The sequence below is a fragment of the Fretibacterium fastidiosum genome (genome assembly GCF_000210715.1).
In the GTDB taxonomy this organism is placed as follows: Bacteria; Synergistota; Synergistia; order Synergistales; family Aminobacteriaceae; genus Fretibacterium; species Fretibacterium fastidiosum.
Genome location: NC_021038.1, coordinates 1,711,976 through 1,738,072 on the forward strand (window position 1 = coordinate 1,711,976; position 26,097 = coordinate 1,738,072).

The 26,097-nt window shown below is 64.0% G+C and carries 34 protein-coding genes; 9 read left to right on the top strand and 25 right to left on the bottom strand.

The annotated features are described in order from the left end of the window. From pilM to SY1_RS07920, 8 genes are all read left to right on the top strand, one after another. The coding region (gene pilM / locus SY1_RS07885; RefSeq protein ID WP_208873343.1) for a pilus assembly protein PilM at positions 1-459 on the top strand (459 nt) is incomplete at its 5' end. Beyond that, a complete protein-coding gene (locus SY1_RS07890; protein WP_208873345.1) occupies positions 446-1,066 on the top strand; it encodes a hypothetical protein in 621 nt (206 codons plus the stop codon). The genes pilM and SY1_RS07890, both read left to right, overlap by 14 nt. Positions 1,067-1,131: 65 nt before the next feature. Continuing rightward, complete coding sequence (locus SY1_RS07895) at positions 1,132-1,425, top strand: hypothetical protein (protein WP_015556707.1); 294 nt, start codon at positions 1,132-1,134, stop codon at positions 1,423-1,425. Next, a complete protein-coding gene (locus tag SY1_RS07900) occupies positions 1,422-1,703 on the top strand; it encodes a EutN/CcmL family microcompartment protein (protein ID WP_015556708.1) in 282 nt (93 codons plus the stop codon). Before SY1_RS07895 ends, SY1_RS07900 begins: the two co-directional genes overlap by 4 nt. A 13-nt stretch (positions 1,704-1,716) precedes the next feature. Beyond that, positions 1,717-2,712: a cob(I)yrinic acid a,c-diamide adenosyltransferase gene (locus SY1_RS07905; protein WP_015556709.1), complete on the top strand. Its 996-nt coding sequence runs from the start codon at positions 1,717-1,719 to the stop codon at positions 2,710-2,712. A 75-nt stretch (positions 2,713-2,787) separates the two neighbouring features. Continuing rightward, positions 2,788-4,161, top strand: a complete 1,374-nt coding sequence (locus SY1_RS07910; RefSeq protein ID WP_015556710.1) for an aldehyde dehydrogenase family protein — start codon at positions 2,788-2,790, stop codon at positions 4,159-4,161. 38 nt (positions 4,162-4,199) lie between these two features. Then, positions 4,200-5,345, top strand: a complete 1,146-nt coding sequence (locus tag SY1_RS07915) for an iron-containing alcohol dehydrogenase (protein ID WP_015556711.1) — start codon at positions 4,200-4,202, stop codon at positions 5,343-5,345. A 48-nt stretch (positions 5,346-5,393) separates the two neighbouring features. Then, entirely contained in the window at positions 5,394-5,933 is a 540-nt protein-coding gene (locus SY1_RS07920) for a Respiratory-chain NADH dehydrogenase 51 Kd subunit. (protein WP_015556712.1), read from the top strand. Positions 5,934-5,975: 42 nt separating this feature from the next. Here the strand turns inward: SY1_RS07920 and SY1_RS07925 are convergent, their stop codons facing one another. The 5 genes from SY1_RS07925 to SY1_RS07945 form a co-directional block, all read right to left on the bottom strand. Then, on the bottom strand, positions 5,976-6,941 hold the full coding sequence (locus tag SY1_RS07925; RefSeq protein ID WP_015556713.1) for a phage late control D family protein: 966 nt from the start codon (positions 6,939-6,941) through the stop codon (positions 5,976-5,978). Further along, the gene (locus tag SY1_RS07930; protein ID WP_208873351.1) at positions 6,935-7,132 is read right to left on the bottom strand and encodes a tail protein X; all 198 of its coding nucleotides are present in this window, start codon (positions 7,130-7,132) and stop codon (positions 6,935-6,937) included. Before SY1_RS07930 ends, SY1_RS07925 begins: the two co-directional genes overlap by 7 nt. Further along, entirely contained in the window at positions 7,110-7,394 is a 285-nt protein-coding gene (locus SY1_RS12815) for a DNA methyltransferase (protein WP_208874030.1), read from the bottom strand. Before SY1_RS12815 ends, SY1_RS07930 begins: the two co-directional genes overlap by 23 nt. A gap of 517 nt (positions 7,395-7,911) precedes the next feature. Next, positions 7,912-8,292: a phage tail protein gene (locus SY1_RS07940; RefSeq protein ID WP_015556714.1), complete on the bottom strand. Its 381-nt coding sequence runs from the start codon at positions 8,290-8,292 to the stop codon at positions 7,912-7,914. Beyond that, entirely contained in the window at positions 8,273-10,771 is a 2,499-nt protein-coding gene (locus SY1_RS07945) for a phage tail tape measure protein (protein ID WP_015556715.1), read from the bottom strand. Before SY1_RS07945 ends, SY1_RS07940 begins: the two co-directional genes overlap by 20 nt. Here SY1_RS07945 and SY1_RS07950 point away from each other — a divergent pair. Next, positions 10,755-11,051: a hypothetical protein gene (locus SY1_RS07950; RefSeq protein ID WP_208873353.1), complete on the top strand. Its 297-nt coding sequence runs from the start codon at positions 10,755-10,757 to the stop codon at positions 11,049-11,051. The two genes, SY1_RS07945 and SY1_RS07950, sit on opposite strands and share 17 nt — an antisense overlap. Before the next feature lie 97 nt (positions 11,052-11,148). On the opposite strand, the gene SY1_RS07955 is transcribed toward SY1_RS07950, so the two are convergent. From SY1_RS07955 to SY1_RS08050, 20 genes are all read right to left on the bottom strand, one after another. Further along, positions 11,149-11,400 (bottom strand): phage tail assembly protein, encoded by a 252-nt coding sequence (locus tag SY1_RS07955; RefSeq protein ID WP_208873355.1) that lies wholly within the window; start codon positions 11,398-11,400, stop codon positions 11,149-11,151. 16 nt (positions 11,401-11,416) lie between these two features. Next, positions 11,417-11,929 carry a phage major tail tube protein gene (locus SY1_RS07960; RefSeq protein WP_015556717.1) on the bottom strand — a complete coding sequence of 171 codons (513 nt, stop codon included), beginning with the start codon at positions 11,927-11,929 and terminating at the stop codon, positions 11,417-11,419. 12 nt (positions 11,930-11,941) lie between these two features. Next, entirely contained in the window at positions 11,942-13,111 is a 1,170-nt protein-coding gene (locus tag SY1_RS07965) for a phage tail sheath subtilisin-like domain-containing protein (protein ID WP_208873357.1), read from the bottom strand. 1 nt (position 13,112) lies between these two features. Next, on the bottom strand, positions 13,113-13,514 hold the full coding sequence (locus tag SY1_RS07970; RefSeq protein ID WP_208873359.1) for a DUF4376 domain-containing protein: 402 nt from the start codon (positions 13,512-13,514) through the stop codon (positions 13,113-13,115). A 48-nt stretch (positions 13,515-13,562) separates the two neighbouring features. After that, the gene (locus SY1_RS07975) at positions 13,563-15,029 is read right to left on the bottom strand and encodes a hypothetical protein (protein ID WP_015556719.1); all 1,467 of its coding nucleotides are present in this window, start codon (positions 15,027-15,029) and stop codon (positions 13,563-13,565) included. Continuing rightward, complete coding sequence (locus SY1_RS07980; protein WP_015556720.1) at positions 15,029-17,122, bottom strand: hypothetical protein; 2,094 nt, start codon at positions 17,120-17,122, stop codon at positions 15,029-15,031. The genes SY1_RS07975 and SY1_RS07980 overlap by 1 nt, the downstream gene beginning before the upstream one ends. Further along, on the bottom strand, positions 17,119-18,294 hold the full coding sequence (locus tag SY1_RS07985; RefSeq protein WP_015556721.1) for a phage tail protein: 1,176 nt from the start codon (positions 18,292-18,294) through the stop codon (positions 17,119-17,121). The genes SY1_RS07980 and SY1_RS07985 overlap by 4 nt, the downstream gene beginning before the upstream one ends. Positions 18,295-18,309: 15 nt before the next feature. Continuing rightward, a complete protein-coding gene (locus tag SY1_RS07990) occupies positions 18,310-19,002 on the bottom strand; it encodes a phage tail protein I (protein ID WP_015556722.1) in 693 nt (230 codons plus the stop codon). Next, a complete protein-coding gene (locus tag SY1_RS07995; RefSeq protein WP_015556723.1) occupies positions 18,992-20,137 on the bottom strand; it encodes a baseplate assembly protein in 1,146 nt (381 codons plus the stop codon). The genes SY1_RS07990 and SY1_RS07995 overlap by 11 nt, the downstream gene beginning before the upstream one ends. Further along, positions 20,134-20,496 carry a GPW/gp25 family protein gene (locus SY1_RS08000; RefSeq protein ID WP_015556724.1) on the bottom strand — a complete coding sequence of 121 codons (363 nt, stop codon included), beginning with the start codon at positions 20,494-20,496 and terminating at the stop codon, positions 20,134-20,136. The genes SY1_RS07995 and SY1_RS08000 overlap by 4 nt, the downstream gene beginning before the upstream one ends. Further along, entirely contained in the window at positions 20,490-21,083 is a 594-nt protein-coding gene (locus SY1_RS08005; protein ID WP_015556725.1) for a 3TM-type holin, read from the bottom strand. Before SY1_RS08005 ends, SY1_RS08000 begins: the two co-directional genes overlap by 7 nt. Further along, a complete protein-coding gene (locus SY1_RS12660) occupies positions 21,080-21,358 on the bottom strand; it encodes a PAAR domain-containing protein (RefSeq protein ID WP_208873361.1) in 279 nt (92 codons plus the stop codon). Before SY1_RS12660 ends, SY1_RS08005 begins: the two co-directional genes overlap by 4 nt. 9 nt (positions 21,359-21,367) lie before the next feature. After that, complete coding sequence (locus SY1_RS08015; RefSeq protein ID WP_208873363.1) at positions 21,368-21,814, bottom strand: phage baseplate assembly protein V; 447 nt, start codon at positions 21,812-21,814, stop codon at positions 21,368-21,370. Next, positions 21,801-22,313: a hypothetical protein gene (locus SY1_RS08020; protein WP_015556726.1), complete on the bottom strand. Its 513-nt coding sequence runs from the start codon at positions 22,311-22,313 to the stop codon at positions 21,801-21,803. The genes SY1_RS08015 and SY1_RS08020 overlap by 14 nt, the downstream gene beginning before the upstream one ends. Then, the gene (locus SY1_RS08025; RefSeq protein ID WP_015556727.1) at positions 22,310-22,537 is read right to left on the bottom strand and encodes a hypothetical protein; all 228 of its coding nucleotides are present in this window, start codon (positions 22,535-22,537) and stop codon (positions 22,310-22,312) included. The genes SY1_RS08020 and SY1_RS08025 overlap by 4 nt, the downstream gene beginning before the upstream one ends. Positions 22,538-22,674: 137 nt before the next feature. Further along, on the bottom strand, positions 22,675-23,295 hold the full coding sequence (locus SY1_RS08030) for a transglycosylase SLT domain-containing protein (protein WP_015556728.1): 621 nt from the start codon (positions 23,293-23,295) through the stop codon (positions 22,675-22,677). A 15-nt stretch (positions 23,296-23,310) separates the two neighbouring features. After that, complete coding sequence (locus tag SY1_RS08035) at positions 23,311-23,706, bottom strand: hypothetical protein (RefSeq protein WP_015556729.1); 396 nt, start codon at positions 23,704-23,706, stop codon at positions 23,311-23,313. A 3-nt stretch (positions 23,707-23,709) separates the two neighbouring features. Next, on the bottom strand, positions 23,710-23,982 hold the full coding sequence (locus tag SY1_RS08040; protein ID WP_015556730.1) for a hypothetical protein: 273 nt from the start codon (positions 23,980-23,982) through the stop codon (positions 23,710-23,712). 18 nt (positions 23,983-24,000) lie between these two features. Continuing rightward, complete coding sequence (locus SY1_RS08045) at positions 24,001-24,942, bottom strand: phage major capsid protein (protein WP_015556731.1); 942 nt, start codon at positions 24,940-24,942, stop codon at positions 24,001-24,003. An 11-nt stretch (positions 24,943-24,953) separates the two neighbouring features. Continuing rightward, positions 24,954-25,769: an XkdF-like putative serine protease domain-containing protein gene (locus tag SY1_RS08050; RefSeq protein WP_208873365.1), complete on the bottom strand. Its 816-nt coding sequence runs from the start codon at positions 25,767-25,769 to the stop codon at positions 24,954-24,956. Positions 25,770-26,097 lie beyond the last annotated feature (328 nt).

A 26,097-nucleotide genomic window follows, 5' to 3' on the forward strand; every position in this document is an offset into this window, starting at 1 on the left:
GTGGACATTGGCGGCGGCACGACGGGCATCACGATCCTTCAGGGCGGAAAGTCCGTCTACACGGCGGACGAGCCCACGGGAGGCACGCACATGACCCTAGTGCTGGCGGGGAACATGGACGTCAGCTTTGAGGCCGCGGAGGACGTGAAGCGGGACCCAGCGCGCCAGAGGGAGCTACTCCCCGTCCTGAGGCCGGTGCTGGAGAAGATGGGCTCGATCGTGAGGCGCCACCTCGAGGCGAGCGGCTACTGGGGCCTGGTCCCGACGATCGTCTGCGGCGGCGGCGCGGACCTGCCCGGCGCAGCGGCCGTCCTGACGGCAGCCGTGGAGACGCCGGTGTCCATGGCCCCCCACCCTCTCTTGGTCACGCCGTCGGGGATCGCCCTGAGCCTTTGGCGCGACGTTCGCGAAGGAGGACGGAAGGCGGGAGAGCGAGGTGGGGACGTTGGGAAAGGATGACCTGGAGTTCCTGGTCGAGAGGGTGCTGGAGCGGCTCCGGCGACCGCGCGTCGGTCTGGTGGCCTGTGCGCCCCTTCCCCCGCTGCCCGAGACGGACCGCTTCGAGTGGATCGCCTACGCCCGCGGCGCAGACGGCGCCTTGGAGGGCGTTCGGCGCCCGGAGGCAGAGGGAGCGGGCCTTCGCCTGCTGGCCGTCCTGGAGCCGCCCCTTCCGCTGCTGAAGGAGCTCCTGGACGGCATCCCCTGCACGGCGGAGGGGGCCCTGATCTTCGGGTGCCTCGCGCGCGGCCTGCCGGTGCTGTTGGACGGAACCTGGATCGAGCGCTGGCGCGGGGGCGCGTCGCCCTGGAGCGCCTGGCTTGAAGGGCGTCTCGCCCGCCTCGGCGAATGGGGCGTCCAGGTCCTTGGACCCTCGGTTGTCGGAGCCGACGCCGCAGCTCCGGGGGGGACGCTGGTCCTGAAGGAGCCGGGGTGGACAACCTGGGGCGAGTTGACGGCGCGGCACGACCTGAGGGGCGTCGCCGCCGTGCGCCTGGAGGCCGGGGCGCGGCTGACGCCGGAGGCGCGGGACCGGCTGGCGCGGCTTCGGATCGCGCTGCGCGATTAACGAAAGCCGCCGCGGGGCTGAGGCCCTGAGGCGGGTCCAAAGGGTCGGGGGGAGAGGACGTGTCGATGAAGTATGAGCTGATTCGGGCCCCGTCGCGCGGGACGCAGGAGATGATCCGGCGTCGGGCGCGGGGGGACGCGAACCTGGGTTCGCCGAACTGGGGCGCGGTGCTGCTGGTGCAGGGCATGGTCATCGAGGTTCTGGCCGCGGCGGATATCGGCGCGAAGGCTGCGGACGTGGCTGTGACCGAGCTTCTGGGCAACTGCCCGCAGCACATCAACTCCGTCGCCTTCATCGGCACGCCCTCGCAGATCGATCAGGTGTTGAACGCCCTGCGAAACGGAGGAAAGATCTCATGATGCTGGGAAAGGTGGTCGGCTCCATCGTCGCCACCCGCAAGGACGAGCGCCTTGTGGGGCAGAAGCTGCTCCTGGTGGAGCCGCTGGTCCGCCGCGGCGACGGGGCCCTGGACGGGGACCGCGACCGAATGCTGGTGAGCGTGGACGTGGTGGGCGCGGGGCGCGGCGAGACGGTCCTCCTCGTCAGCGGGTCCACGGCGCGCGCGGCCGTGTCCCTTCCGGATTCCCCCATCGATGCCTGCATCATCGGCATCGTGGACGAGGTGGACCTGTCCTGAGGGGGGCTTGACGATGAGCGCACGAATCTACACGGGCGGGGGCGACCGCGGCGAGACCCGGCTGTGGGACGGACAGAGGGTGTCGAAGCGGGACCCGCGCATCGAGCTGAACGGGACGCTGGACGAGGCCGGCGCCCTCATCGGGCTGGCGCGGGGCCTGGGGCCCGCGGCGATGCAGGACGACCTGCTGAGGGTCCAGAGGCTGCTGCAGGACCTGATGGCGTACGTTGCGCGGGGGCGTCGGGAGGCAAAGGTCCCGGCGGCCTCCTCCCTTGAGGCGTGGATCGACGAGCTCCTGGAGGGCTACCCGATGCGGCCCGAGTTCGTCCTTCCGGGCGATTCGCCCGCGGGCGGCGCGCTGCACGCGGCGCGGGCCGTCGCGCGGAGGGCGGAGCGAGTGGCTCTGCCGCTGTGGGACGGCGGAGGGGTGATCGAGGAGGAGGCCTACCGCCTCATCAACCGACTGTCGGACCTCCTGTACGTCCTGGCGCACAAGGCGGACGTCGAGACGCAGGTGGCGCGCATCGTCCGGACCATCAGCGAAGGGGAGGCGGGGCCGTCCCGCGGACCGGAGGCCCCGGCGCAGGAGGTCACGCTGGACGAGGCGCTCGAGGTGATCGAGTGTGCCCGGACCGCGGCGGAGGCGATCGGGCTTCCCGTGGTCGTCGCCGTTTGCTCGCCGGACGCCGTGCCCGTCGCCTTTCAGCGGATGAAGGACTCCCTTCCGGTGAGCGTCCGCCTGGCCGCCAGCAAGGCGGCGACGGCGCTGAAGATGAAGATGGACACGGACCGACTGGCCCCCCTGGTCCAGCCGGGCGCGCCGCTCTACGGCCTGAACAACGACCCGGACATCGTGGCCTTCGGCGGCGGCCGGCTCCTGATGGACAAGGGCGTCATCGTGGGCGCGGTGGGGGTCAGCGGCGGGACGGTGGAGCAGGACACGGGCGTGGCGGACGCGGCGGTGCGCTGTTTCGAGGGGCTTCGGCGGGCGGGCGCGCAGGTGCCGTGAGGTTCGGTACTTTTAGGGCTTGAACGTCTGAATTTTTGAGGGCGGGGCGGAGGCCCCGGGAGGAGGCGCCAGGCAATGGACACCCGGCAGATGGAGAAGATCGTCCGCGATGTCATCCTCAGGATGCAGGAGGAGCGGGGCGAGGGGAACGGGAGCGAGGTCGCGGTCCTGACGGAGCGTGCGCGGGCCGCTCAGGCGATATGGCACGGCGATTTCAACATTGCGGCCAAGACGGCCGTCATCACCAGGCTGCGCCAGGACCTTCGCCCGCACGTCGAGGAGTTAGCGAAGATGGCCTGCGAGGAGACGGGGATGGGCCGCTTCGAGGACAAGGTCCTGAAGAAAAGGGTGGCGATCGAGAAGACGCCGGGGCCGGAGTTCTTCACGACGCACGCCGTGTCCGGGGACAACGGCCTGGTGCTGGAGGAGCTGGCGCCCTTTGGCGTCATCGCCTCGATCTGCCCCTCGACGAACCCCGTCGCATCCGTCATCAACAACACGATCTGCATGATCGCGGGCGGCAACGCGGTGGTGTTCGCTCCGCACCCCGGCGCGGCGAAGTGTACGCACCGGACGGTGGAGATCGTCATGAAGTCGCTCCGCGAGAGCGGTGCGCCGGACGGATTGATCTCCTCGCTCCAGCACGTCTCGCTGGACGCCATGAACGAGCTCATGACGAGCCCGAACGTGAACCTGATCTCCGCTACGGGAGGGCCGGGCGTGGTGCGGGCGGCGCTGCAGTCTGGAAAGCCCGCCATCGGAGCGGGCCCCGGCAACCCGCCGGTCGTCGTGGACGAGACGGCGGACGTTGAGCAGGCGGCCATCGACATCATCACGGGCGCGAGCTTTGACAACAACCTGCAGTGCATCGCGGAGAAGGAGATCATCGCCGTCAACTGCATCGCGGACGACCTGAGGGCCGCCATGCTGAGGAACGGCGCCTTCGAGCTGAAGGACCCGGCGAAGGTCGACGAGCTCCTGAAGATGACCCTTGAGAAGGGTAAGCCCAGCCGAAAGTGGGTGGGGCGTCCGGCCTCGCTGCTCCTGGAGCAGTTGGGGTACAAGGTGGAGCCCAAGACGCGCATCATCCTGGTGGAGACGGGGGAGGACCATCCCTTCGCGCAGGAGGAGATGCTGATGCCCATCCTGCCCCTCATCCGCGCAGCGGACTTCGAGGAGGCCCTGGCCATGGCGAAGCGCCTGGAACACGGCTTCCGTCACTCCGCCTGCATCCACAGCAGCAACGTCAACCACATGAGCCGCATGGCGCGCGAGATGCAGACCACGGTGTTCGTCAAGAACGCGCCGACCCTGGCCGCCATCGGAGTGGGCGGGGACTGCCCGACCGCCTTCACCATCGCGACGGCCACGGGCGAGGGGCCAACGACCCCGGCCTCGTTCTGCCGAACGCGGCGCTGCGTGCTGCACGGAGCCTTCCGAATCATTTGATTTCATCCGAAAAACCGTTGTCTATGGAGGGAAGTTTCATGAAGGTGTTCACCATCCCCACGGTCAACGTGGTGGGGCGCGGCAGCGTGAAGGAGATCGGCTCCATGGCCGCGCGCTTCGGCTCAAAGACGGCCTTGGTGGTGGCCTCGACGGGGGACGTGGGACTGGCTCAGGCGCAGCTCATTGCGGACGTCCTGAAGGGCTCCGGAATCGACGCGGAGCTCTTCTGCAAGGTGACGCCCAACCCCCTCGAGGAGACGGTGATGGAGGGCCTTGCCCTGTACGGGGAAAGGGGTTGTGGGTTTTTGGTGGCCGTGGGCGGCGGGAGTGCCATGGACGCGGCCAAGGGCATCGGCATCCTGGCGACGAACGGCGGCCGCATCGAGGACTACGCGGGGGTGGATAAGGTCAGGACCCCCATCCCGCCCCTGATCGCCGTGGCGACGACGGCCGGGACGGGCAGCGAGGTGACGCAGTTCGCGGTGATCTCCGACGCGAACCACAACAAGATGACCCTGAACGACCGGGACATGCTGCCGACCATCTCCGTCAACGACCCGGAGATGATGCTCTCCATGCCCCCCGCCCTCACGGCCGCCACGGGCATGGACGCGCTGACCCATGCCATTGAGGCCTACATCTCGACGGAGTCCTCGCCCCTGACGGACGGTCGGGCCTGGGCGGCGACGAACCTCATCGCTCAGAACCTCCCGCGGGCCGTTCAGGAGGGGACGAACGTAGAGGTGCGGGAGCGCATGTGCTACGGCAGCTTCCTGGCGGGCATCGCCTTCAACAACGCGGGATTGGGCCTGGTCCACGCCATGGCGCACCCGTTGGGAGGACATTACAACCTGCCCCACGGGCTGTGCAATGCGCTGCTCCTGCCCGCGGTGTGCCGCTTCAACCTGACCTTCGACACGGTCCCGCGCTTCGCAGCCCTCGCCAGGGCCTTCGGCGTCGCCCACGACTGGCGTCCGGATCGCGAGAACGCGGAGGCCTGCCTTGAGGCGATCGACGACGTGAAGCGCGAGGCGGGGCTGAAGGAGTCCCTGAGGGCCCACGGCGTGAAGCGCGAGGACTTCCCCCTGCTGGCGGACAGGGCGCTTCTGGAGACGGTGGGGGCGACGAACCCGCGGCCCTTCGACCGGGCCGACGTCATCGCGCTGTACGAGGAAGCGTTCTGACGCCGCCCGCGGGGCGTCCGCGGCGGAGGGAATCTGGGGGGATGTTTCATGGACTTTCTTGAGTGCGTAAAATCCGCCGGCGTCGTGGGGGCGGGGGGCGCGGGGTTCCCCACCCACGTGAAGCTCGACGCGAAGGCGGAGTACTTCATCGTCAACGCGGCGGAGTGCGAGCCCCTGATCGAGACGGACAAGTACCTGTGCCGCACCTTCCCGGACCGCATCGTTCGGGCCGTGTCCGCGACCGCCGCTCAGGTCGGCGCGAGCCGTGCCGTCATCGCCATCAAGGCGGAGTACGAAGCGGAGATCGCGGCCCTGAAGGAGGCCGTGCGGGCCCAGGGCGCCGGCGTGACCTTCTGCGAGATGCCCTCCTTCTACCCTGCGGGTGACGAGCAGGTCATGGTCCAGCTCGTGACGGGCCGCAGCATCCCTGAGCGCGGCCTGCCCCTGAACGTCGGGGCGGTGGTGGACAACGTGGGGACGATGCTCAACGTCGCGGATGCCCTGGAGGGGAAGCCCGTGACGGACAAGTTCCTGTCGGTGACGGGTGCGGTGGTGAAGCCCGTCGTTGGTAATTTGAAATCGAAATAAGAACCGTTTTCTCACATACTAAGAACCTATTTTGTGGATAACTCAATCCGGCAGGCGTTCGAGTGTTACTCGAGTGGTCCAGCCGGATTTTGATATCGTCTGCTGGACGTTCGTCCCCAGATAGGCCCCATTCAGCTCATCTGGCTTAAACCCTTCCAGCGTAATCTCCGCTCCCGCAACGATAGAGGCATCTCCCGGTACCGTAAGCGAGCCTTGAATCGTTCCCCGTCGGAGCAGCTCCGCCTTGTTCTCCGCCGCGACCTTCGCCTCGGAGGCGTTCCTGAAGCGCTTCTTAATGGTGTAGACCGCCTCTCCCTCATCGCGCTCGACCTCGATGCTCTTCTCTTCCGCCTCTGCGGCATCCCACCACTTCGCCTCGACACTGCCGTACTTCCCCCGATCCGCCAATGTGAAGGACCCTGTGCAGCTTTCGGTATAGACCAGCGTCGTCTTCGGCCGGCTGTTCAGGTTCGGGGGGAAGATCAGGATTGTGTTGTCCCGGATGGCGAAGCTGCCGTTCGCTTCCTCCGCCAGACGCTGTAGGAAGTGCAGGTCGGACTCCTGCGTCTGGGCAATGGCATCGTAACGGATATCCATCGACACCTTAGCTTTATAGCCGTGCCTGGCCGCGATCTTCTCGGCCAGCTCGGCCAGGGTGATGCCCTCCCACTCGATATCCTCCTTCTGCTTGTCTTTCCCCTTCGAGAACGAGGCCGAGCGCGCCCGTATCCGCATGACGGCGGGCTTCAGCTCTACCGAGGCTTCGTCCACCTCGAACGTTCCCATGAGCCTTTGGCTCTCCTCTTTATAGCCCATCCAGAGACGCACCTTCGCGCCCTTGGGGGGCATGGTGAAGGGCGGGTCGTTCGCGACCGATATCTCCAGGGAGTCCGCCTCACCCTGCTCCGCGTCGGAGTAGGTGAGAGATTCCAAGTGTTCCCAGATCGGGCGGGTTCTGTCCTCGCCATCTATCTCGATCCGGGCGGTTGGGGTATAGCGCTCTACCATAGCGACTGCTCCCTCGGCTTGGGGGCGATGGCAGGAAGTTGAATCTCCCGGCCGGCACTCAGAAGCTGATGCATGGCCAGGCCGGGGTTGGCGTTGAGGACGGTCTCCACGATGCGCCCATCCAGAGAGCCATAGTGCTTCCAGCAGATCAGGTCGAGACGGTCCCCGTCAACTGCCGTTCGTGTTTCCAAGTTCCTCCAGCCTCCTCTTCGCTATCTCACAATACACGTGTTCTTTCTCCATACCCAACCAGCGCCGTGAGAGCCTTTCGGCGGCGACTGCCGTGGTGCCGCTTCCCAGACAGTTGTCCAGGACGAGGTCTCCCTTGTTCGTGTAGGTGCGGGTAGCGCTGCCCGGTATTGCGGTGTTCCTGGATGCGGTATTTCCGACCGTAGACGCTGCCGTCTCCTCCGCCTTTTTTATAGTAGGACGTTCCCAGCGCCATTTGGGGATGGTAGATGGGGAGCTTTTTGTAGAAGATCAGGATGTTCTCATGCGCCCGAAGGGGCATCCGATTCGCGTTGAGGAAGCCGCAGGCCAGGGTCTTCTCCCAAATCAGCTCGTATCGAAACAGTTTGCGTCCCGCCACGATGAGATCGGTGGCAAACGGCTGCTGCGCCGTGAGGGCGATGGCCCCATGCTCCCGGATCAGCCTCGAATACTCCGTCCACAACCGACCGAAGGGCAGTTTCTTGTCCCATGTGAAGTTCGTCGTACCGTAAGGCAGGTCGCACAGGATCATGTCGACGCTGCCGTCCGGGATATCAGGGAATATGTCGAAACAGTCCTCCCTGTAGAGCATACCGTTCTTTGTCGTAAAAAATGGCACTTGTTGCAAATTGCGTATCCTCCTGTAAAATGAGGAGGCTGCGCGATTGCTTGTGAATCGTGTAGCGGGCGTCTGTTCAGGGTGCGATCCTGACAGGCGCAAGGGCTCCGCTTCGGCGGGGCCTTTGCGTTCTTCTCCTCTCTAAAGGTCGAAGCGTTCCATTTCCATCGTAAATTCCTGTTTCTGCGCCGCTCCGTCCTTGAAGAAGACGGAGTCGGTCTGCGAAATACTCTTCACGACCCAGCTGCCAAGGTAGCGTCCGTTTCCGGCCATGAGGGGCTGGGGCTTCATCTCGGCGGCGGCCTCCCGCAGGGCCTCTATCTGGGACAGCCCCGCTTCGCGATAGGAAGGATAGACCGTGCCCCGCAGGCTGACGCTCCGAACCTCCAGCCCCATCGCCTGATGCTGCGGGGTGTTTTGGAGGCGGTCGACCTTCGCCCAGGGGTACTCCGCCTTCAGAGACAGCTCGGCGTAGGCAGCTGCGTCGACGCCGAACTGAAAGTCACCCAAGGAAAGCATCATCACGGTATGAGCTCCTTTGTTTGGTTGCCTGCCCCCGCTGCCAGTCCTCGAGCTTGCGGATGATCAAATCTGCCACTCCCTGTTCATCCATGCCCGGCGCCGGGTTGATGGTGAAATTATTGGTCATTCCCCCAGCCCCCGCCAAGGCGGGCTGAGGAGCGGCCATCACGGCGGCGGAGAACTCCCGGAGGCGATCCGCCCAGCTTGCGGACGCGCCATCGCCCTTTTCAGAGAGTGACATACCCAGGGCAGACGCGGCCTTGCCGAGCCAGAAGAGCCCCTGCTGGCGGTGCTTGGAGCCGACAGGAACGACAACCTCCGGGCCGTCCTCGCCGACCCAGGAGACGACGGGACGGTTGATGAGGCCGCCGGAGGCGTGTCCCACGATATCGCCACCCTGCAGTCCTCCCAGCGAGATGCCGGGGGCGGCAGCCGAGCCCAGGTCGGTTGTGATGGAAATAGGGGTTGTATTGATCTCCTCCACCCCCATCCCAAAGAGGGACATAAAGCTGTTCCATGCTCCTTGGATTTTCCCGATAGTGGACTCTATCCAGCCAAACGCAACTTCAAAAGGGTACTTTATGGCGTCACCGAGGCCGGAGACCGAGGTTTTAATCCATTCCACGGACTTGCCCCAGTACCCCTTAATCCCTTCCCAAAACGCCCCCAACCACTCCTTGAGTGGTTCCCAATAGGTATAAACTGCGATAGCAACCGCTGCGACGGCCGTCCCGATAGCGATGAAGGGGTGAGCCGCGCACAGGCCCCATAGCCATTTGACCGCCCCGCCGAGGGCCTTGAGGTCTGCGGACGCCCCGGACACAAAGCTCCCGATGCCGCCCTTCAGGACGGTGAACATGCCCTTGAGCGCGGAGCCCTCGCCGCGCATTCTAGCCATTGCCAGGCTGTTGGCGATGACGGAGGGGCGGACGCGCTGGAGGATGTCGAGGGCGATGCTGCCGCCGTCACGGAGATGCGACCAGCCGATACGCGTGGCCAGCGTCGCCGCCTTAAGACCTAAAAACCCAGCTCCAAGGCCGACAACCCACTTGGTCAACACCGGGCACTTCTGCATGAATTGGGATACGCTGCTCACGATGGACGCCAGACCTTTCGCCGTCTCCGCAAGGGGCGGGAGCAGCACATTCCCCAAGTCGATCCCCACCGACTCCAGCGCCGAACCCAACTGCGTCAAAGAGCCCTTGGCCGTTGCGTTTATCTTGTCGGCCATTCGCCGGACGGCCCCATCCTGCTCGTTGATGTACTTCTGAGTCAGCTCCTCGAGCGACCCCGACAGGACGGCGTCCCAGATAGCATTTGCACCGGTCCCCGCTCGGGCTCCGAAGACGTCCTTGATGAAGCTGGCGCGCTTTGCACTACCCCAGCCCTTTGCGGACATCCTCTTGTCCATTTCCTTGATGATCGTGCCGAGGTCCCGGAGATTGCCCTTTTTGTCGACGACATCGACCTTAAGGGCCTTCAGCTTCTTAGCATTGCCCTTATCCGTCAGGCTGTCGATCATCCCGCGCAGAGTGGTCCCAGCCATCTGCCCCTGGATGCCGGCGTCGCTCAGCTTCGACACGATGGCAGCCGTCTGCTCGATGGAGAAGCCCAGGGCTTTCGCCTGCGGGGCCGCATACTTCATGGCGTAGCCCAACTGCTCGACGTCTGTGTTGGAGCTGGAGAAGGCCAGGGCCATGACGTTGGCGACCCGCGTCATATCCGAGGCCTCCATACCGAAACCCGTCAGGATGTTGCTGGCGATGTCCGCCGTTCGGCCCAGGTCCATACCGGACGCGGCCGCGAGGTCCAGCATCCCCGGCATGGAGCTGATGATCTGATTCGTCTTGAACCCAGCCATCGCGAGGAATTTTTGTCCCTGTGCTGCCTGAGTGGCGGAGAATTTCGTCGTCCGCCCCATCTCGCGGGCGTTCTCGGTGAGACGCGCCATATCCGCATCGTCAGCGCGGGTGATGGCCCCAACCTCGGCCATGCCCTGCTCGAAATCCATCGCGGCCTTCAGCGGATAAGCAAACATCGCGGTACCGACGGCCACCGTTCCCGCGAGCCGGCCGCGCAGTTCACCACGTTCCTGCTTGCGCGCATCCCGCGCTTCAGCGCGGCGCAGGAAGCCGTTCTGGACGGCGGAGAAGCGCTGCATCGTCCCGAGCTGTTTGTTCAACCCGCCCAGGGTGAAGCCGTACTTCTTCGCCTCCGCCTCGGCCTCCTTCGTCGCGGCCTTGAGCTGGTTAAAGCGAGCGATTCCGGCAGTGTCCAGTTTCCCGGCCTGAAGCGCAGAGGACAACTTCAGGGCCTCGCCGCGGAGGTCCTTCCACTTCTCCCCCGCGGCAATCCCCAGCTTGACGTCCTTGGCTTTTGCCTGGAGCTGTCCTATACTCTTGTCGAGGCTCTTGAACGTGCCCCCAACCGAGGAAGCGAGGGATGCCCCGATGACGAGACCGATGCCGAGATTCTTCATGCTCCGCTCCTGTTCCTGTATTGATGCGCTTGCGGCGTTTGTCGCCGTTCTTGCCGTGGCCCTGTTTGTCGCCGCCGCGTGGTGGTTCGTTGCCCTGGGCTTTGGTCTTCTGGCCGCCGTGCTGCTGGGGGCTCTGGCCTTCTGCGCGTTCGGCGTCCTAGTCGCCCTGACTGCGCCTCTGTGGGGCCTGGCGCTGGGGCTTCTCTATATCCTGGTCCTGTTCCTCCTGATGCCCTTCTACCACCTGGCGACGTGTTTCAAGACCCATAAGGCCTCCTGAAGCCAGTCGTAAAACTCCTCGAAATCCAACTCCAGAATTTCAGACAACGAGAAATGCAGGGCGTGGGCGATTAGAGCGCATGCCCTGCGCAGTTCCGCTAGGCCCGGCCATCCTCCTCGAAAAAACTGCGATAACCATCCTGCAGCTTCTTGTAGTCGGCCATATCCAGCTCTTCCACAACGTCGGGGGCGACTTCGCAGAGATTGGCCAAGACGCGGATTTCCTTCTCCTCGTCCGTCCCGCCGATCTTCGCGGCGAGGAGGACGTCCCGCACCTTGGGGCGGCGCAGGTTCAGAACCCGCAGCTCCGTCCCGTCCGACACGACCGGATGCGACAATTTAATCTGCATATCAAATCCTCCTAACTCACGCGCCGATGGCGGCGCGGGTCTCGGCCAGCATATCCACGCCGTTGATGATTCGGACCATGTTCTCGACGTCGATCTCGTGGATCATGTCGCCGCTCTCGCTGTAGCTGTAGTACTTGAGGGCGACGGTCACCTTTTGCTGGAGCTTTTCTCCAGGCTTCCACGTGCCGTGGTCGAGCTCACGGATCATGCCCTGGGCCTTGATGGCGATGGGCACGGTGCGTCCGTCGCCCAGGCCGAAGCTGCCCCGGAAGGTGAGCGACACCGGCTGGTTGTGCCCGATGCCGAACAGCCGCATGACGTCCGCCTGGAGGTCTGCCAGAGTGAAGGAGCACTCCAGCTTCTCCATGCCCATGTCCAGCTCGACGGGGACATCCATGCCACCGGCGCGGAACTCCTCCGTCTTGATGCTGAGCTTGGGAAGCTCCAGCTCCTCGACCTTGCCCGCATAGCCGCGGCCGTCGACGAAGACGTCGAAGCCCCTGAGAACCCTTGGCGTTTTTATGTCCATTCTATTTCCCTCCTATGCGGACAGCGGGAACAGGTCGGTCAGGTAGCGGTCCGTGATGTGGGCACGAAAGACCAAATGTTCGGCGGGGTAGACGGGCGTGAAGTCGTAGTCCCAGTAGACGATGCCCTGCGAAATCTGGTCGGGCGTGTTGATCTCCGGGTCCACCCAGCAGTCGCCGCCGATGAGTGCCCCGACCTTCTTGAGGTGCCGGATGTAGGCGCGCACCCCGTCGCGGACGTCCTCCAGATACGTCTTCGTGATGCCCCGGTCCACGGCCCAGAGGTGGGCGTAGAGGATGGACTCGGCGATCATGTCGGCGCTGCGGCGGACGCAGAGGAACGCCGTCTTTGGGTCCTTCGAGCAGGAGCGGTTGCCCCAGAGGCGATAGCCGCTCTCGTGGACGATGGTCGTGACCTCGTGCTCGTTGAGGTGATTGGCACGGCAGTTCACGTCGGATATCTCGAAGTCGATGCCACGCGCGGTTCCCACGATGCCGTCGATGACCTGGTTGGATGGTGACCACCACCAGCCCCTGGCGTTGTCCATCTTGGAGATGAGCCCGGCGACGCGGGCCGAGGCGGGCTGAACGACCTCCTTCTTCTGGGCCACGTCCCAGACCTTCACCCAGGGGTCGACCACATAGACGCGGTCGCTCCCGTAGTTCTCGCGTGCCGAGATGGCCGCTGCGTCCGTGGTGTTGGGGCCGTCGACGATGGCCACGGCCTTGAGGCGCTGGGCCAGGCTGTTCATCTCCGTACCCACAGCCAGCTCGTGGCTGAAGCCGGGTGCGGCGAGGATGCGCGGTGTGACCTTGATGGCGTTCCGCGCGTCCAGGAACGCCTGCAGGCCGGTGCGCTTCCCTGTGTCATTGTCCACCCCGCCGATGACCGCGCTCTTCGTCTCTTCGGCGCTTCCCTCTGCCACACGCACCATGGCGACCATCGCGCCGCATTGGTCGAAGATGCCGTCGATAGCCGTCGGGAGCGTTCCCGTCTTCCCCAGCCCCGCTGCCTCGGTGCGGCGTCCTGCGATGAGGATGGGCGTATCCAGTGGAAACTTCTTCGCGTCCGCCTCCGGGGCCGTGCCGATGAGCCCGATGACGGAACTCTTCACCGTCCGAATGGGGCGAGGGCCGTCGTCGAGCTCGACTACTTCAATTCCGTGCAAAAACTGCTCTGGCAATTCAATTCACCTCCGTGTTCCACGTAATCGCCTGCACGGCTTCGGGGGTCTTGGCGGCTGCAACCTTAGCGGCCAACGCTGCCTCCCGATCGAATCGCACCTGGTTCCAATCCGCGAGGGATTTCCCGATGTGGATTGCCACGTCGCCGGGCAGGTCCATCACGCCCCCGGCGGTCTTCCACTTCCGGACGATGCTCTGCGGCTGCTGCCCGGAAGCCATCGCCAAGGCTATCTCCTGGACGTAAAACCCCAGGTCCGCCGCAGCGTCCCGGGCCGTCCAGAAAAGCACTTTGCCGACCCGCGTCTCTATCTCCGCCCGGCCGGTCTCTATCTCCCGAATCCGGGCTTCCCTGAGCTCATCCAGTTTCAGCGTCTTCAGCGTATCGAGGTCGATCCCGGACATCGTCTTCGGGGCCGGGCATCTGCACATTCCCATATCCCTTCCTCCTCCCTACTCCGCGAACACAGCCACGAACTGCCGGACCTTCGGGGTCTCGGAGAGCCATTCGTAGTCTGCCGTCAGCGCCGCACCGGAGCTTGCGAACACACGGAGCGTCGTCCCGTCCAATGACAGGCTCCACGCCGTGTCGGGGAGCCGCACGCCATCCGAGTACACCACGGGGCTGCCCTGTTTCGCGACGTGTGCCAGGGGATAGGACCTCAGCGCCCCCGCGCCCTCTCCCAGGGCCTCGCCCCGTTCGGTCCCGCCCGTCGTCTCCAGGGCGATTTTCACCGCGCAGATGGATTTCGGCGTACTGCTAGGCGGCAGCGCGTAGACAAACTCCGTCGCGTCGAAATCCAATCCGGGCACAGTCCCGTTGTTCCGCATGACCTGCCACTCCTCCATGCCCCAGCCGTACTCGTAGTCCACGGTCACGACCGCTCCCACCGGCGCGGCGCAGGTCACGCGGCCCACCTCGGCGTTGAACTCGTATCCGGCGTACTGCCGCACACCGTCGAAATACACACGCAGCGAATCGTGATGCAGGCCCCCTACGTGCGCCAACTGGTGTGTCGCCGTTTCGCCGGTCCCGACGCCAACGTTCTCGCCGACGACGGTCTTCGGGAGGTCCCTGAACGCGACGTGGCAGGAGAGAACGGAGTCTTTCAGCCTGGCGTGCCGGACCCGCATCCGAAGCGATCGCAGCGGAATGTTCCAGTTGCGCGTCACGGAGACGATCTCGACGGTGCCCTTACCGGAGATGACGCCCACGCCGCGGGTGTACTCCGTCAGGACCGAGTTTAGGACAGCGACGGAGGTCCCGATCGTCTCCGCCTGGAGGGTGGCCTGGTACTGCACCTTTCGCGCCGCCCGGCCCTCGATCTCCGAAACGTTCAGCCAGTCGGTGACCGTCCCGTCCTGCAAGGTCAGCCGTGCCTTCACGGACACGGAACCACCGTTCGAGGACGCCTGATCGACCCGCGCGGAAGATATCTCGGAAGCGGTGCCGAAGTCCAGCTCCGGGGAGGTGAGCACCTTCACGAAGGTGTCATTTACGTTCCTGCATTTCAGCGCCAGGGACAGGGTCGGCATCTCGGACGCGTCGAGCTTGGCACACAGGGCAACGGCCAGGCCGACCTTCTTCCCCGCGAAGTCGGGGACGGACGAGAACGCCTGGAGCTCGTCCGCCGTATTCCCCTCGTCGATCACGGAGTTTGCCGAGATGCCCTGTTCCAGGAAGGGGACGAATAAAGCCGTTCCGGGCGTGCCGGACGGCTCCAGGACACCCCAGGCTCCACCGACACGGAACGCGACGCGGCGCTTCGTTCCATGAGGCTCGGAACCACCAACCTCAATACCCTCGACTGAGGTCGCGCCTGAACAGTCCAACTCGGAGCCATCTCGGGTGCGGATCATACCGCGACGGTCCAGAACTGCCTCGTCCAGACCGTACCGCAGGATGTTTGTCGTCACCATCACGCATCACCTCCCACGTGGAAATACATCAGCTGTCCGGAACCACCGCCGCAGAAGCCGGGGTAAAATCGTATTCCGTCTTTTTTGGTGCCCACCCCAATATCCGGCCTCCCACCGTGTCCGCCGCTACTCATCACCGCATGCAATTCGTCCGGGGAAGTCTCCGAAACGACGAGGATGCAGGCCCCGGATGCACCACTATAAGTAGTTGTGCCTTCCGCGTGGCCACTCCAAGTGCCTTGGGTGACTCCACCCCCTGTGTATCCGGGCATACTGTAGCGAAAGCCGCTATATTGTGACGTTTTTGGAGCCCCCCAGCCGTCAACGGCATCGTTTCCAGCGGGGCAAGGGGTCGTTCCCTTGACGACCGCCACACCAAACACATTGATCGACGCACCCTGGCCACTGTGGGCCCCCTGCCCGCCTCCGAAGCCGGAGCCCCCGGATTTTCCCCTTGCTTTGGACGGAGCATCCCAAACATCTTCATCCCGATACTTGCAATCGGAAAACAGGAACGGTTCTCCGCCCTTGCCACCCAACAGAAGGGGACTTTGCTCGCCTCCGACACGGCTTGCCCCGTCCGCCGCGATTTGCTTCGCCAACAGCAGGACCGCTCCGTTCTTCTCACCCAGCATCATGCGGGTTGCTCCGACCGCGTTAGTCTGATTGATGAAGCGTTTGTTATCATCATCGCCCCATCTCCTGCCGACGGGGAATTTCCCCGGCTCCGTCAAAACCTTCGCGTTCGTCAGACTCAGCAGGTTACTGCATGCCAGGGGCAGGATTGCCCCGCATTTCACAGAGTCGTTCCACGCGGGAACGTTCAGCGTGAAGTCCCGGAGTGTCAGGGTCTCGAACTGCGGGATGCCTATCAGCTGGCACCAGTAGTTGTCCGTGATGTTCTGCGGCACGGGCAGCGGTTCATCCAGCAAGAAGACGGCATTGCTGCCACTCGCCGTTCGGTGCACTATCCGGCGTATCGCATACCGGCCGTAATCCTGAATGTGCGCTGACTTCGTAGCTGAGACGTGGAACAGAGCCAGGGCGCCCTCCTCCAGCGGAGCGTAGAATGCATTCTGGAGGTACTGCGTCTCGGCGGTCTTCAGGTCCGCCCCGATGCGGCTGATGGGAGCGTAGCCGCACAGAACCTCCGTCGGGTTCGTCACGCTCTTGTGTCGGCCGTCCCCAAAGCTCCGGAACCCCAGTCTGCGCAGCGCATCCGGGTCGTGGATCAGGTCGTGCCCGTAGAGGAGCTCGCGTGACGGGATCTGCAGCGCCGGTTCCGACCGGGTGGCAATGCGGCAGCGTCCCCGGCCGACCCCGCCACTGATGCCACCCGTGGAAATGGCCTCCGCCCTGAAGTTAACGAGCTCGTCCGAGACGAACAGGATGGAAGCCCCGCCTTCTCCGGCGCCTTTATCGGGGTTCCCGAACTCCGACGCCCCGATCACGGCCACGGTGTCGAACGTGGTGCGCCTGGCGCAGACCATCACCACGCCATTGCCCCTGTTCATCACAGGCAGGGCGGAATGGATAAAAAGCCTGCCCTCCTCGGTAGCCTCTTCCGGAATGGCGGGACGCAGCGCAGCCGCCCCCGTAGGGATGCCCTTGTTCAATACGTCCATGCGTCCGCCGTTGAAAACCAGCTCTTTTGAGCACTTCAATGCCAGGATGCCGCCGCAGTGCGTGCTTGCGCTATAGGTGGCAGCTTGGAGCGCCCCCTTCAGCGTCAGGGTTTCAAAGTTAGGGACCGTCACCGCCTGAATCCAATAGTTCGGCAGGTCGGAATCCGAGACGGACCAGACCGGCATCCTGTCCAGCGTCAGGACCGAGCCCTCGATGCTCCGAATCCTGGCGAAGGCGTACTCTCCCAGCTTCGCCGTCTCGGAGCCCTTCGTCGCAGAGACGTGCAGCAGGACCTCGACGTCAGGCGCAAAGTCGTCGAGCGTCCCCACGTTCTTCAGGCCGATCGTCACGGTTCTGTCCGTCATGGCCGAGATCGGGGCGTAGCTGTTTATCTGTCCGGAGGAGAGGGTTGCCGTTCCGCGCGAGCCCATCCCGTAGCCCCCGAATTTTCTCATCCGAATGCTCATGCGACCTCCAAAGTTACGGTCGACCCCGACCAGGAGATATCTCCCTCTAGCTCGAACGCACCGGCCGACGCCAGGTTGGTCGGCGCGACAACGTCGAACACCGTGTTGCCAGTTACGCCCTTCCAGGTCTCCATCGGTCGCCAGGCAGCAATCATTGGGGCAGAAACGCCCTCCGCGCTATCTGGCATTATTATTGCCGAGGTGCGGTACAGGAGGGTCTTGCCGCCTCGGTAGGTGTTCTTGACCGGCTCGGACGTCACGATGCGGTTCAGACCGTTCTCGACATTTACGCTGCGGACCTGCACCAGCTCCCGGCTCGCCCCGTCCGTCAGCGTGTAGGTGCAGCCTGGGACGAGCCCCTGTATGCGCTCGCAGTCGATGGCGCTCGACCCCGCAACGACGTGAACCACCTTGCAGGAGAACATGTCCGCCTGGTCTGGCTTGCGGAAGTCCTCGATGATGAAGTGCGTGTAGTTGGGGTAGATGTTAGAAACCTCCAGTTCGAGGAGCGTTTGGGCGACGACGTCCTCGAGGACCCGTATGCGGCCGTCCAGGTTCTCGATGTCGTGCGTGCCGAGAATGGACAGCTTAACCTTGTCCAGCGATGCCGGACGCAGTTTCTTGTCGTCGCCCTGCGCGCGCGTCCAGAATTCGAAGATGGGCGCTGAGGCGGTGAACAGCTCGTCGATGCGGGCGTTCAGTTCCGGATGGGTCACGAAGACCAGGTCGCTCGATATCACGGCCGTGACGCTCTGCGCCTGGTCGATGACGGTCACGAGCGAGAACAGATACTGCACCGCGTCCGGCCCGTTCTGTCCGGGCATGTAGTCCGCCTCGTTGCCGGCGTTGCAGTACCCGTACAGCGTCTCGGCCCCGGAGTCCGGATCGGTTGCGAAAAGCCCTATCTCCCGTACGAAGAACCCCATGGCGAGCCCCTGATTCGTCATCACGGCCTGGATGGTGGCTGTGCCCACACCCGTGACTGTGCAGGATGCGATGGGGAGGTCTTGGACCGGATGCGCCATCGCCGTCATATCGTAGATGCTTTGTCCGCCCGGTAGGCGACCGTCTCCGGCCGCCACGCGGACGAATTTCAGGTCCTTGCCCGTCAATGCCTTGGCGAGCAGGTTCCGTCCTTCCTTGGTGAGGGTCATGCCCCCGAATTTCGCCATTGTCTATTCCTCCTGTCAGGCCCCGGCGGGGCCGATGGTAACGTAATGCACCTGGACCATCGCAATACCGGAGAACACCGCCGTCCGGGTCCCTTTCGGCCTGGAGAGCCCCACGCTCGCGTACCCGCCCTGAACCGTCGCGATACCGACCGTGAGGCGTGTTTCGTTCAGCTCCGGATACTCCGGACGTATTTCATGCAGGCCGCTCCGGAACGTCGCCGTGCCGTGGGAGAGGTCCAGCCTGAGGTTGCGATGAATCTCTATGCCGTCCAGCCAGTCGCGCAGGGCCTGAGCGAACCAGATGGCCTTGCGCAGCGATTCCCAGTCTTCTATCGTTCCCATACGCCCCTCGGTGGTGACCCTGAAGCCGTAGGGTTCGCCGCTGTATTCATACCAGGGCAGGACCCGCGTTTCGCCGAACACGGCCGTGCAGATGCGGCGGATGGCCCCAAATGTCCCCTCCAGGCGATGCCACTCAAACGCCCCAGCGATGAGATTGCGCTTCGCCTGGCTGGCCAACTCGTCGCGCCAGAAATCCACGTGTAGCCCCCAGGCCAGGAAGGGAAGGAAGGCAGCTGGGGCCTCTTGCGGCCGCCACAGCTTTTTGATGTCCTCAGGCAGGATGTCGTCGCTGAACCGTGCCGCGAGGGACAGGGCACGCTCGGACGGTAGGGCGTTCGAGGGGAGGAGGTCCAGGTTACGGCTCATCGGCGACCCGGCTCCCGACCTCAATCCTGGTACAGTGCGCGGCTTGATGACGTCCGATAGGGATATCCGCCTCGGGCTTGATCAGCTCGACCTTCTTGATCCCGGAGACGTGCGCTGCGGCGATCAGGGCGCTTCGCGGGACATCGCAGCCAAGTCGGTGCAGCTCCTCAACCTTGCGTTCCAGTCTTTTCTTCGCCTCATCAAGCGGCGGCGACCCTGCCACGCCGGGGTAGAGCTCCAGGACGGCCTGTATCTCGTAGGGAACGATCTCTGCACTGACGACCGCCACCAAGTCCGTGCCAGGACGGACGTCCTCGCCGGAGAGCCGCTCCTCCACGCGCCGGAGCATGATCGAGTCCGCGGAGCCGTCCCCTTCGGACGAGAGCACGGCGACGCTCACGTGCCCCCGTTCGGGGCTCCAGGCCTCCGTGTCGCGAATGCGCACGTCCGCCGACTGAGCGTGGTAGCGATACGCTCCGTAGGCCCCGGCGGTACTGTGCTGGTGGAGCGACTCGCGGGCACGGTTCCGGAACGCCTCGTCGCTTTCCGGGTCGCTGCCACCGCTGGAGACCTCCGTCTGCTCGACCAGCACGACGAACGGAAGCGGATTGATCGCCTCCCAGCTCCGGGCGTAATTCAGGCCGTTCGCGTCCAATCCGGCGGGGCGCACAACCTCGAAGTGGGCCGCACCGACCGTCTCCCCTTTGGGAATCGTTACGGCTCTCATCAATCGGGCCTCGACGGCTCCGTTCTTAGCAACGATGCGGTAATCCGCTGGGATCATCACATCCATGCCGAGGGGCGCCGCAAGGGTCAACTTGCCCGCAAAGGTAGCCAACGCCCCCTCCAGGCGCTTATCGGGGTAGAACGCCGCCAGATGGTCCAGATCGCTGCCTTGGGCGAAGGCAACCAGGACGCCGCGCGCAGCCTCGTTCACGCGCTGGCGCAGCAGCATCTCCCGATACGCCGCAACCTCCAAAACCTTGTTCGCCGGGTCGGATTCCAGTTCGTATCCCGTCCACTCCGGCAGGAGCTCGCGCAGCTTTTTTCTCATCTCGTTCAAAATCGCTTCATAATCCAGCTCCTCGATGAGCTGCGGGGCCGGGAGCTTCGAGAGGTCGATGAGGTGTCTCATTTTGGGCGTCCCACCTTTACGTTCGCTTCGTTTGTCGTGCCATCCTGGAGCCTGTAGAGGATGGCCAGTTCGACCACGCCGGGGCCGACGGCATCGATGCGCACGCGGTCCACCCGGACCCGCGGCTCCCAGCGGTGCAACGCCTCCGCAACCGCCGTGTAGACCGAGAGCTTCCAGCCCTTCGTCACGGGCTGGTCCACCAACCTCGGCACCCTGGAGCCGTATTCAGGACGCATCACGCGCGTGCCGACAGGAGTGGAAACAATGTCCAGAATGGACTGCCTGATGTGGTCCAGCGGCTCCAGGACGGTGAAACGCCCGTCCGACGGCGCACGGGACATCCCAGTCTGCATCACCATTCGATGCCGCGCTCTTCGCACATCTGCCGCAGCCGGGCGTCCACTTCTTCAGCGCTCATCTCGGAGACCGCCTTGGGTTCGGGGCTTCCCTCTTCCTTGCTTTCTGCCGGCTTTGCAGCAGCCTTGCGAGGGGTTGGTTTAGGTCTGGATGGTTTTCCCTGTGGCTTCGGCTCCTCGATCTCCGCTGCGACCTTCTCCTTCGCCGGCTTCACGACCTGCCCGCCCCAGTGGATCTCGGAGGAGTCCCACGCCTTCTTTCCGAAGAGCCCCAGGACGATGGTCCCCGCAAGCTGCGAGTACCACGCCGGGAGATCCAGCGTCGGAATTTGCACCCAGTGCGCCAGGAGCGGTGCAAGGATGTGATTGAAGAAGATGACGAGGCTCACCATCCAGAGCACCGTCGGGATGGCCCCGGCCACGAAGACGGACTGGTTCGAGAGCCATGCTTTTTGTACGCCCAGGCGAGCCTCGACCTCGCGCACGTCGATCTCCCGCAACCGGAGCTGCGCCTCACGCTTCTCCTCGGGGGTGGAGATCAGGTCGTCCAGAATTTTCCCTATCTCCGGGATGGCATCCAGAAGGTTCATGCTCTCACCCTGCGGCCGTCGTTAACGTATACATTTGGGCTGCCCGTAGCGACAGGGCCGCCGTGATCCCCCTGGTCTCCGATGCGCCCCAGGGGCAACCCGTTGACGCGCACGTTCGGGCTCCCCTCCGCCTGTGCCGCTCCACAGCTCCACGAGTCCGAAATCCTGTGCGCCGGTATGCCGTTGATCTTAACGTTGGGGCTGCCGGTTGCCAAAGAATTCGGACCATGTACGGCGCAAGCCCCAATATCCCCGATTCTCGCCGCTCTGGGCATATTCGCCTCCTAAGTCGCATCGTTCAAAAGAAGCTCTCGTGTCGCCTGGATGAGGATGTCGCCGTCCTCCATGCGGATATAACTCCCGTAACTGTCCTTGATCTCCACGACGTGCTCCTTCCGGTCCACCTCGATCCGCGTGCCATCCTCGTACTCGATAATATGCAGCCCCTCGCGGGCTCCATTGGGCAGCGGCATCTTGTTCGAGAAGATGCCCGGCAGGACAAACCCCTCGGACCCGTCGCCGTAGGGCGAGAAGTAGACCGCCTGTTCCCCGACGTCCGGATGCCAGAACTCCCTGTCCTTCCCGGCCCGTGGGGCGAACCAGGGCGACAGAGGGGACACTCGCTCGCCAAAACTCACCCGGCAGAGTCCCTTCTCCGGCTGCACCTCGGAGACCACCCCGACCCGCAGCACCTCGGAAATCCGCCGCTCTAACTCGCTACCGCCGGACAAATCGTCCGCCTCCTTCCGGCTCGTTCGTCGTGTCCGGTAGCGCTCTGGGGTAGATATCCTGCACGCCCACCGACACGTGCCCTATTGCCGGGGTCTGCCAGGCGTGGCCGGGTTCGACCTCGAACACCGGATACTCCGCCCGGAACAGCCAGGCGTCGTTGGAGAGGTATGGCCCCTCCGCGGCCTCACTCCCCTCAATCCGCACCTTCGCATATACCCCGCCCAGGTCGATCCAGGGATGACGGCAAAAGTCCGCCAGCAACGGGGAGTAGTCGCAGCGGGTCTTCTGACTGTAGAAGATCACGGAAACCTCGGCCGTCACCATGCAGAAGACCGTCAGGTCGTTTTCCTCCTGCACGTTCGGTACCACCGTCCGGCTTTCAATGGTGGTTATGAACGTCTCCGGCATGTTCCCATCGCCGGGAGCCGTCTCCGGCATGGCCGCCACGATACGGCGTTCCAGCTCGGCGATAAGGGCCTCTTCGACGCGGGGGATCATCGTTTCAACAGCCCCTCGATCGCCATCTTGATGAGCAGGGTCAGGACGCTTATTGCCAGCCCCACCAGAATCTTCTGCGTGTTGTTCAGCGTTTTCTCCAGATGATCCAGCCGCGTCTCCAGACGGGCCAGGCGGTCGACGAGGGAAACCCCGTCGCCCAACCCCAGCCCGTGGGCATTCAGCGCCCCGACGATGCCCCGCATCGTCTCAATGAGTCGCTCCATTTCCGTCTCTTGTGTCCTGGCTGCCATCCCCTATTCGATACCCCCGTTAGAATTGATTAAAAAAGCGTTTGAGGCGTGCTTTAAGAATTTTAAGGTAGGGCAGGTTGCCTCACGCCCCGAAATCCTGCTGGGGGCCTCTACGCCCCTTCTACGGGGTCTCGCGTTTCAGCCTCTTCGGAGGGCGCTGCTTCCTCGAGCTGGCCGCCCCGCTTCTTTTTGCGCTCAACCTTTGCGGCAGGCTGTGTTTCAAGGGTTTCAAATTTTGAAACGACCGCTTCAAAACGCTTCGCGGCCTCCATCACCCTGTCGACGTAGGTCTGGTTGACGAACTTCCCGTCGGGTCTGCGCCTCGGAGCGCCGCCGTTGTAGGCGGCTACGACGCCCTCGATGCCGTCCCGTTCAAGGTGCTGCGACATCTTCCGACCCAGAAACTCGATGCCGAGCCGGACGTTCGTCTCCGGAACGACCAGCTCCGACAGCCAGCCGTCAAAGCCCAGCTCACGGGCCGTCGCACCCATGACCTGCATCAAGCCCCAGGCCGTCTTCTGGAACAACCGCTCCACGTCCACGGAGCATCCGGCCGGACGCTTCGCCTGCATCATCATGTAGGGATACGTCGGGTTGATCTTCGCCGCATACCGGTCCCCGCCGCTCTCTATCTTGATGATCCCCAGCGCCACTTCGGGCGGCACCTGCGCGCCCCTGGCCGTCGAAACAATAAGGCTCAGAAGGGCCGCGTTCTCCAAAAGCCAGTTCATTCCTTACCTCCTCGTTCAGATCACGGACACGCCGACCGTTCCGCCGGTGCGTCCCACATCGCGCAACGCCTCGTAACCCCGGTTCTTCCAGTACGCCGCCAGCTTCAGGAGCTCGCCTGCGTCATGAAAGACGTAATCCGTCAGGGCCACCTGGCGCGGCACTTTCTCCGCCTGGGAGAGGTAGAACGTGTTCAGCACGGGAAGAGCGTTCGCCATCGCGAAGCACCCCATCGCCAGACGAACGCGTCCCTCTTCAACCGCGCCCTGGGGAACACGCGCTCCCAGAATCGCCAGGACCTCGGACACCGCGCTCTCGACGTGCGGCTCCAGCACCGAATTCCCCAGTTGGACGGGGCCGGGCAGGTTCCCCAGGCGGCGCAGATAGGCGACGTCGATCTCGATCTCCGGCATGGGCTACCGAATCCACGACGCCCGCACGCGCCTGGCGCTGCACTCCACGAAGTCCAGTCCGGACGCTGTGATGCGCGCCATGCCAAAGACCCCGCCCACCCCCTCCTTGAGGTCCTCTACGTCAATTAGCGCCTTCTCCTCCAGGTACGCCACGGTCCGGCGAAAGTCCGCCTCGTGGAGGGCCGTGTCCTTCCTCAGTTCTTCGAGAGACACGGAGGCGGGGTATTCGGCGCTCAGGCGGTTCAGGACGGTCAGCCGCTGCTTCTCCGCGCTCATTCACTCACCTCGCTTCTACTAGGGCTTGTCCCAGGCGATGACGGCCGCGTCGTCCACCGCAACCTGAAAGTCAAAGGAGCTGTCGAACGTGTACTTGATGCAGCGCTCCTCGCCGCTGTACTCGCGGTACCGCTCCATGCTCGTGTTCACGCCGTAGACCAGGTTCGGCAGGGGCGTGAAGATGACGTGTCCCCGCGGCATCTCGTTCAGGGACACGATCTCGTAGCCGAGGTAGGTCAGGTTCTGCTTGGCAAGCAGGTGCCCGAGACCGCCGACCATCTGGCCAATCTGGCGCTGGTACAGCTCCGCGTCGCCGCGGCTCATCAGGAAGACGGTCTTTTCGCCCTTGTAGACGTCCGGCAGCTGCTCCACCATCGCGCTGAAGAGCCCCTCCCAGTTCACGGCCGCAGGGGTGCCGCCCGTGTGGTCCGATACATCCACCTTGTGGCTGTCGGAAGCGTCCTTCAGGAGCTGCGGCCAGCCCTTGTTCAGCTTGTCGAAGGCCTTCCCGGCAAAGTCGTCCGCTGTGCCCGTGAAGGCCAGCAGCGTCACGTCGTTGCCGTAGGTCTCCGCCAGGCGGCTCCCGACCATGCTCTCGAGCCCCGGCCGGTGCTGGTTGTCGCGGAGATAGTCCATCGGGATATGGGCGAAGAGCTGCGCATCCTTCATCTCCAGCTTTTTGCCCACGTTCTTGAAGCTGGTGAACTTATCCGGCTTCGTGCCCTGCGGCACGCGCTGCAGCACGCCGCGCAGCAGTTCCCAGACGTTCACGTCCTTGGTCAGCTTTCGGGCGCGGTCCACCGTCACCCGCGACAGGATGGGATTGCCCTTGACCACCAGGTCAATAAACCTGTCAGTCTCTTCCGGGCGTACCACGCCGCCGATGTTCACCATCTCCGGCGTGAACTCCCCGGCCTTTCGGAACTCCTCCATCATTGCCTTGAAGCTTTTGTCAGGCATCGTCCCACCCCCTACAGAAACCCATAACTGCCGTCGTCCGCGCCGTTGCCGTCCACGCCCTTGGACATCTGCCCCGGCGTGGCGGTCTCCAGCGCCTTGATGCGCTCATCCAGCTTGGCGATGCTCTCGGTCAATGCGGGAATGCCCTCGAGCGCCTTTGCGATCTTCGCCACGGCTTCGGCCTCAGCCGCCGCTTCGCCAGCCGGCGCTCCCGCGCCAGGCTTTGTCTCAGCAGGCTGTCCAGGCTGGGCATTTTTTGCCTCCGCCCCTTCGACCGCCTTCAATAGGCTGGTAAAGAACTGCTCCATCTTTGCCAATACCCCGTCCTCCCCCTTCCGCACCTTCGCGGCGTACCCGGCCATCGACAGGCCCGCCAGCTCGCCCTTCTTCACGCTCGCCCAGAGCGCCTCGTCCTCCACACGGATCCCCACCGCCCAACTGCCCTCCGGCTCGTCCGGGAAGAGGGGGTCCGCTCCCTTCGTGATCCAGCTCTCGGCTACAAACGCCGCCTTGGGGTCGAAGTCGTGCTGCGCGTCGACGTTCAACAGGCGCAGGCCCTTCATGAACCCATACGCCGCCTTCTCGATCTCGCCCTTCTCCGCGTACTCGCCCTGGCTGTCCACCTGGCCCGGCCCGTACACGATCCCGTAGACCACACGCTTCTCGTCGCTCTTCACGAGCTTGCGGAGCGGCGTCTCGAAGGCGTCGGCCCCTTCGGGCCTCTCATCCCCAGCCTTCCAGATGATCCGCTTGCCGTTCGCCCCCTTCGACACGAGCGATATAAAATCCACCTTCATATCCCGCAGTTCCACAGGCATCCTGCTCATCGCCTCCTGTCGCATGGCTCTTGCCCGGTGTGATATTATTAAAATTTTATTGTTAAAACAATATAAATCTATATATTTATATTGTTATGAGCCACCGTGACCCTTAAACTAACGGCAAAACGGAGAGGAGGCGAAAACGTGTCCGTACCTGTCTTTCAAACTGTTGCAGGAGAACGGCTGGAGCCCATACTGAAGGCGCGAATCTCCCGCCCCGCGGAGGGGATGGGATTCGCGGACGGCCTTGTCTATCCACCATTGCCCCTCTCACAGATCCTTTCCCTGACCTATTCCAATGCCTTCCATACCCAGTGCATCGCGCTCAAGGCCG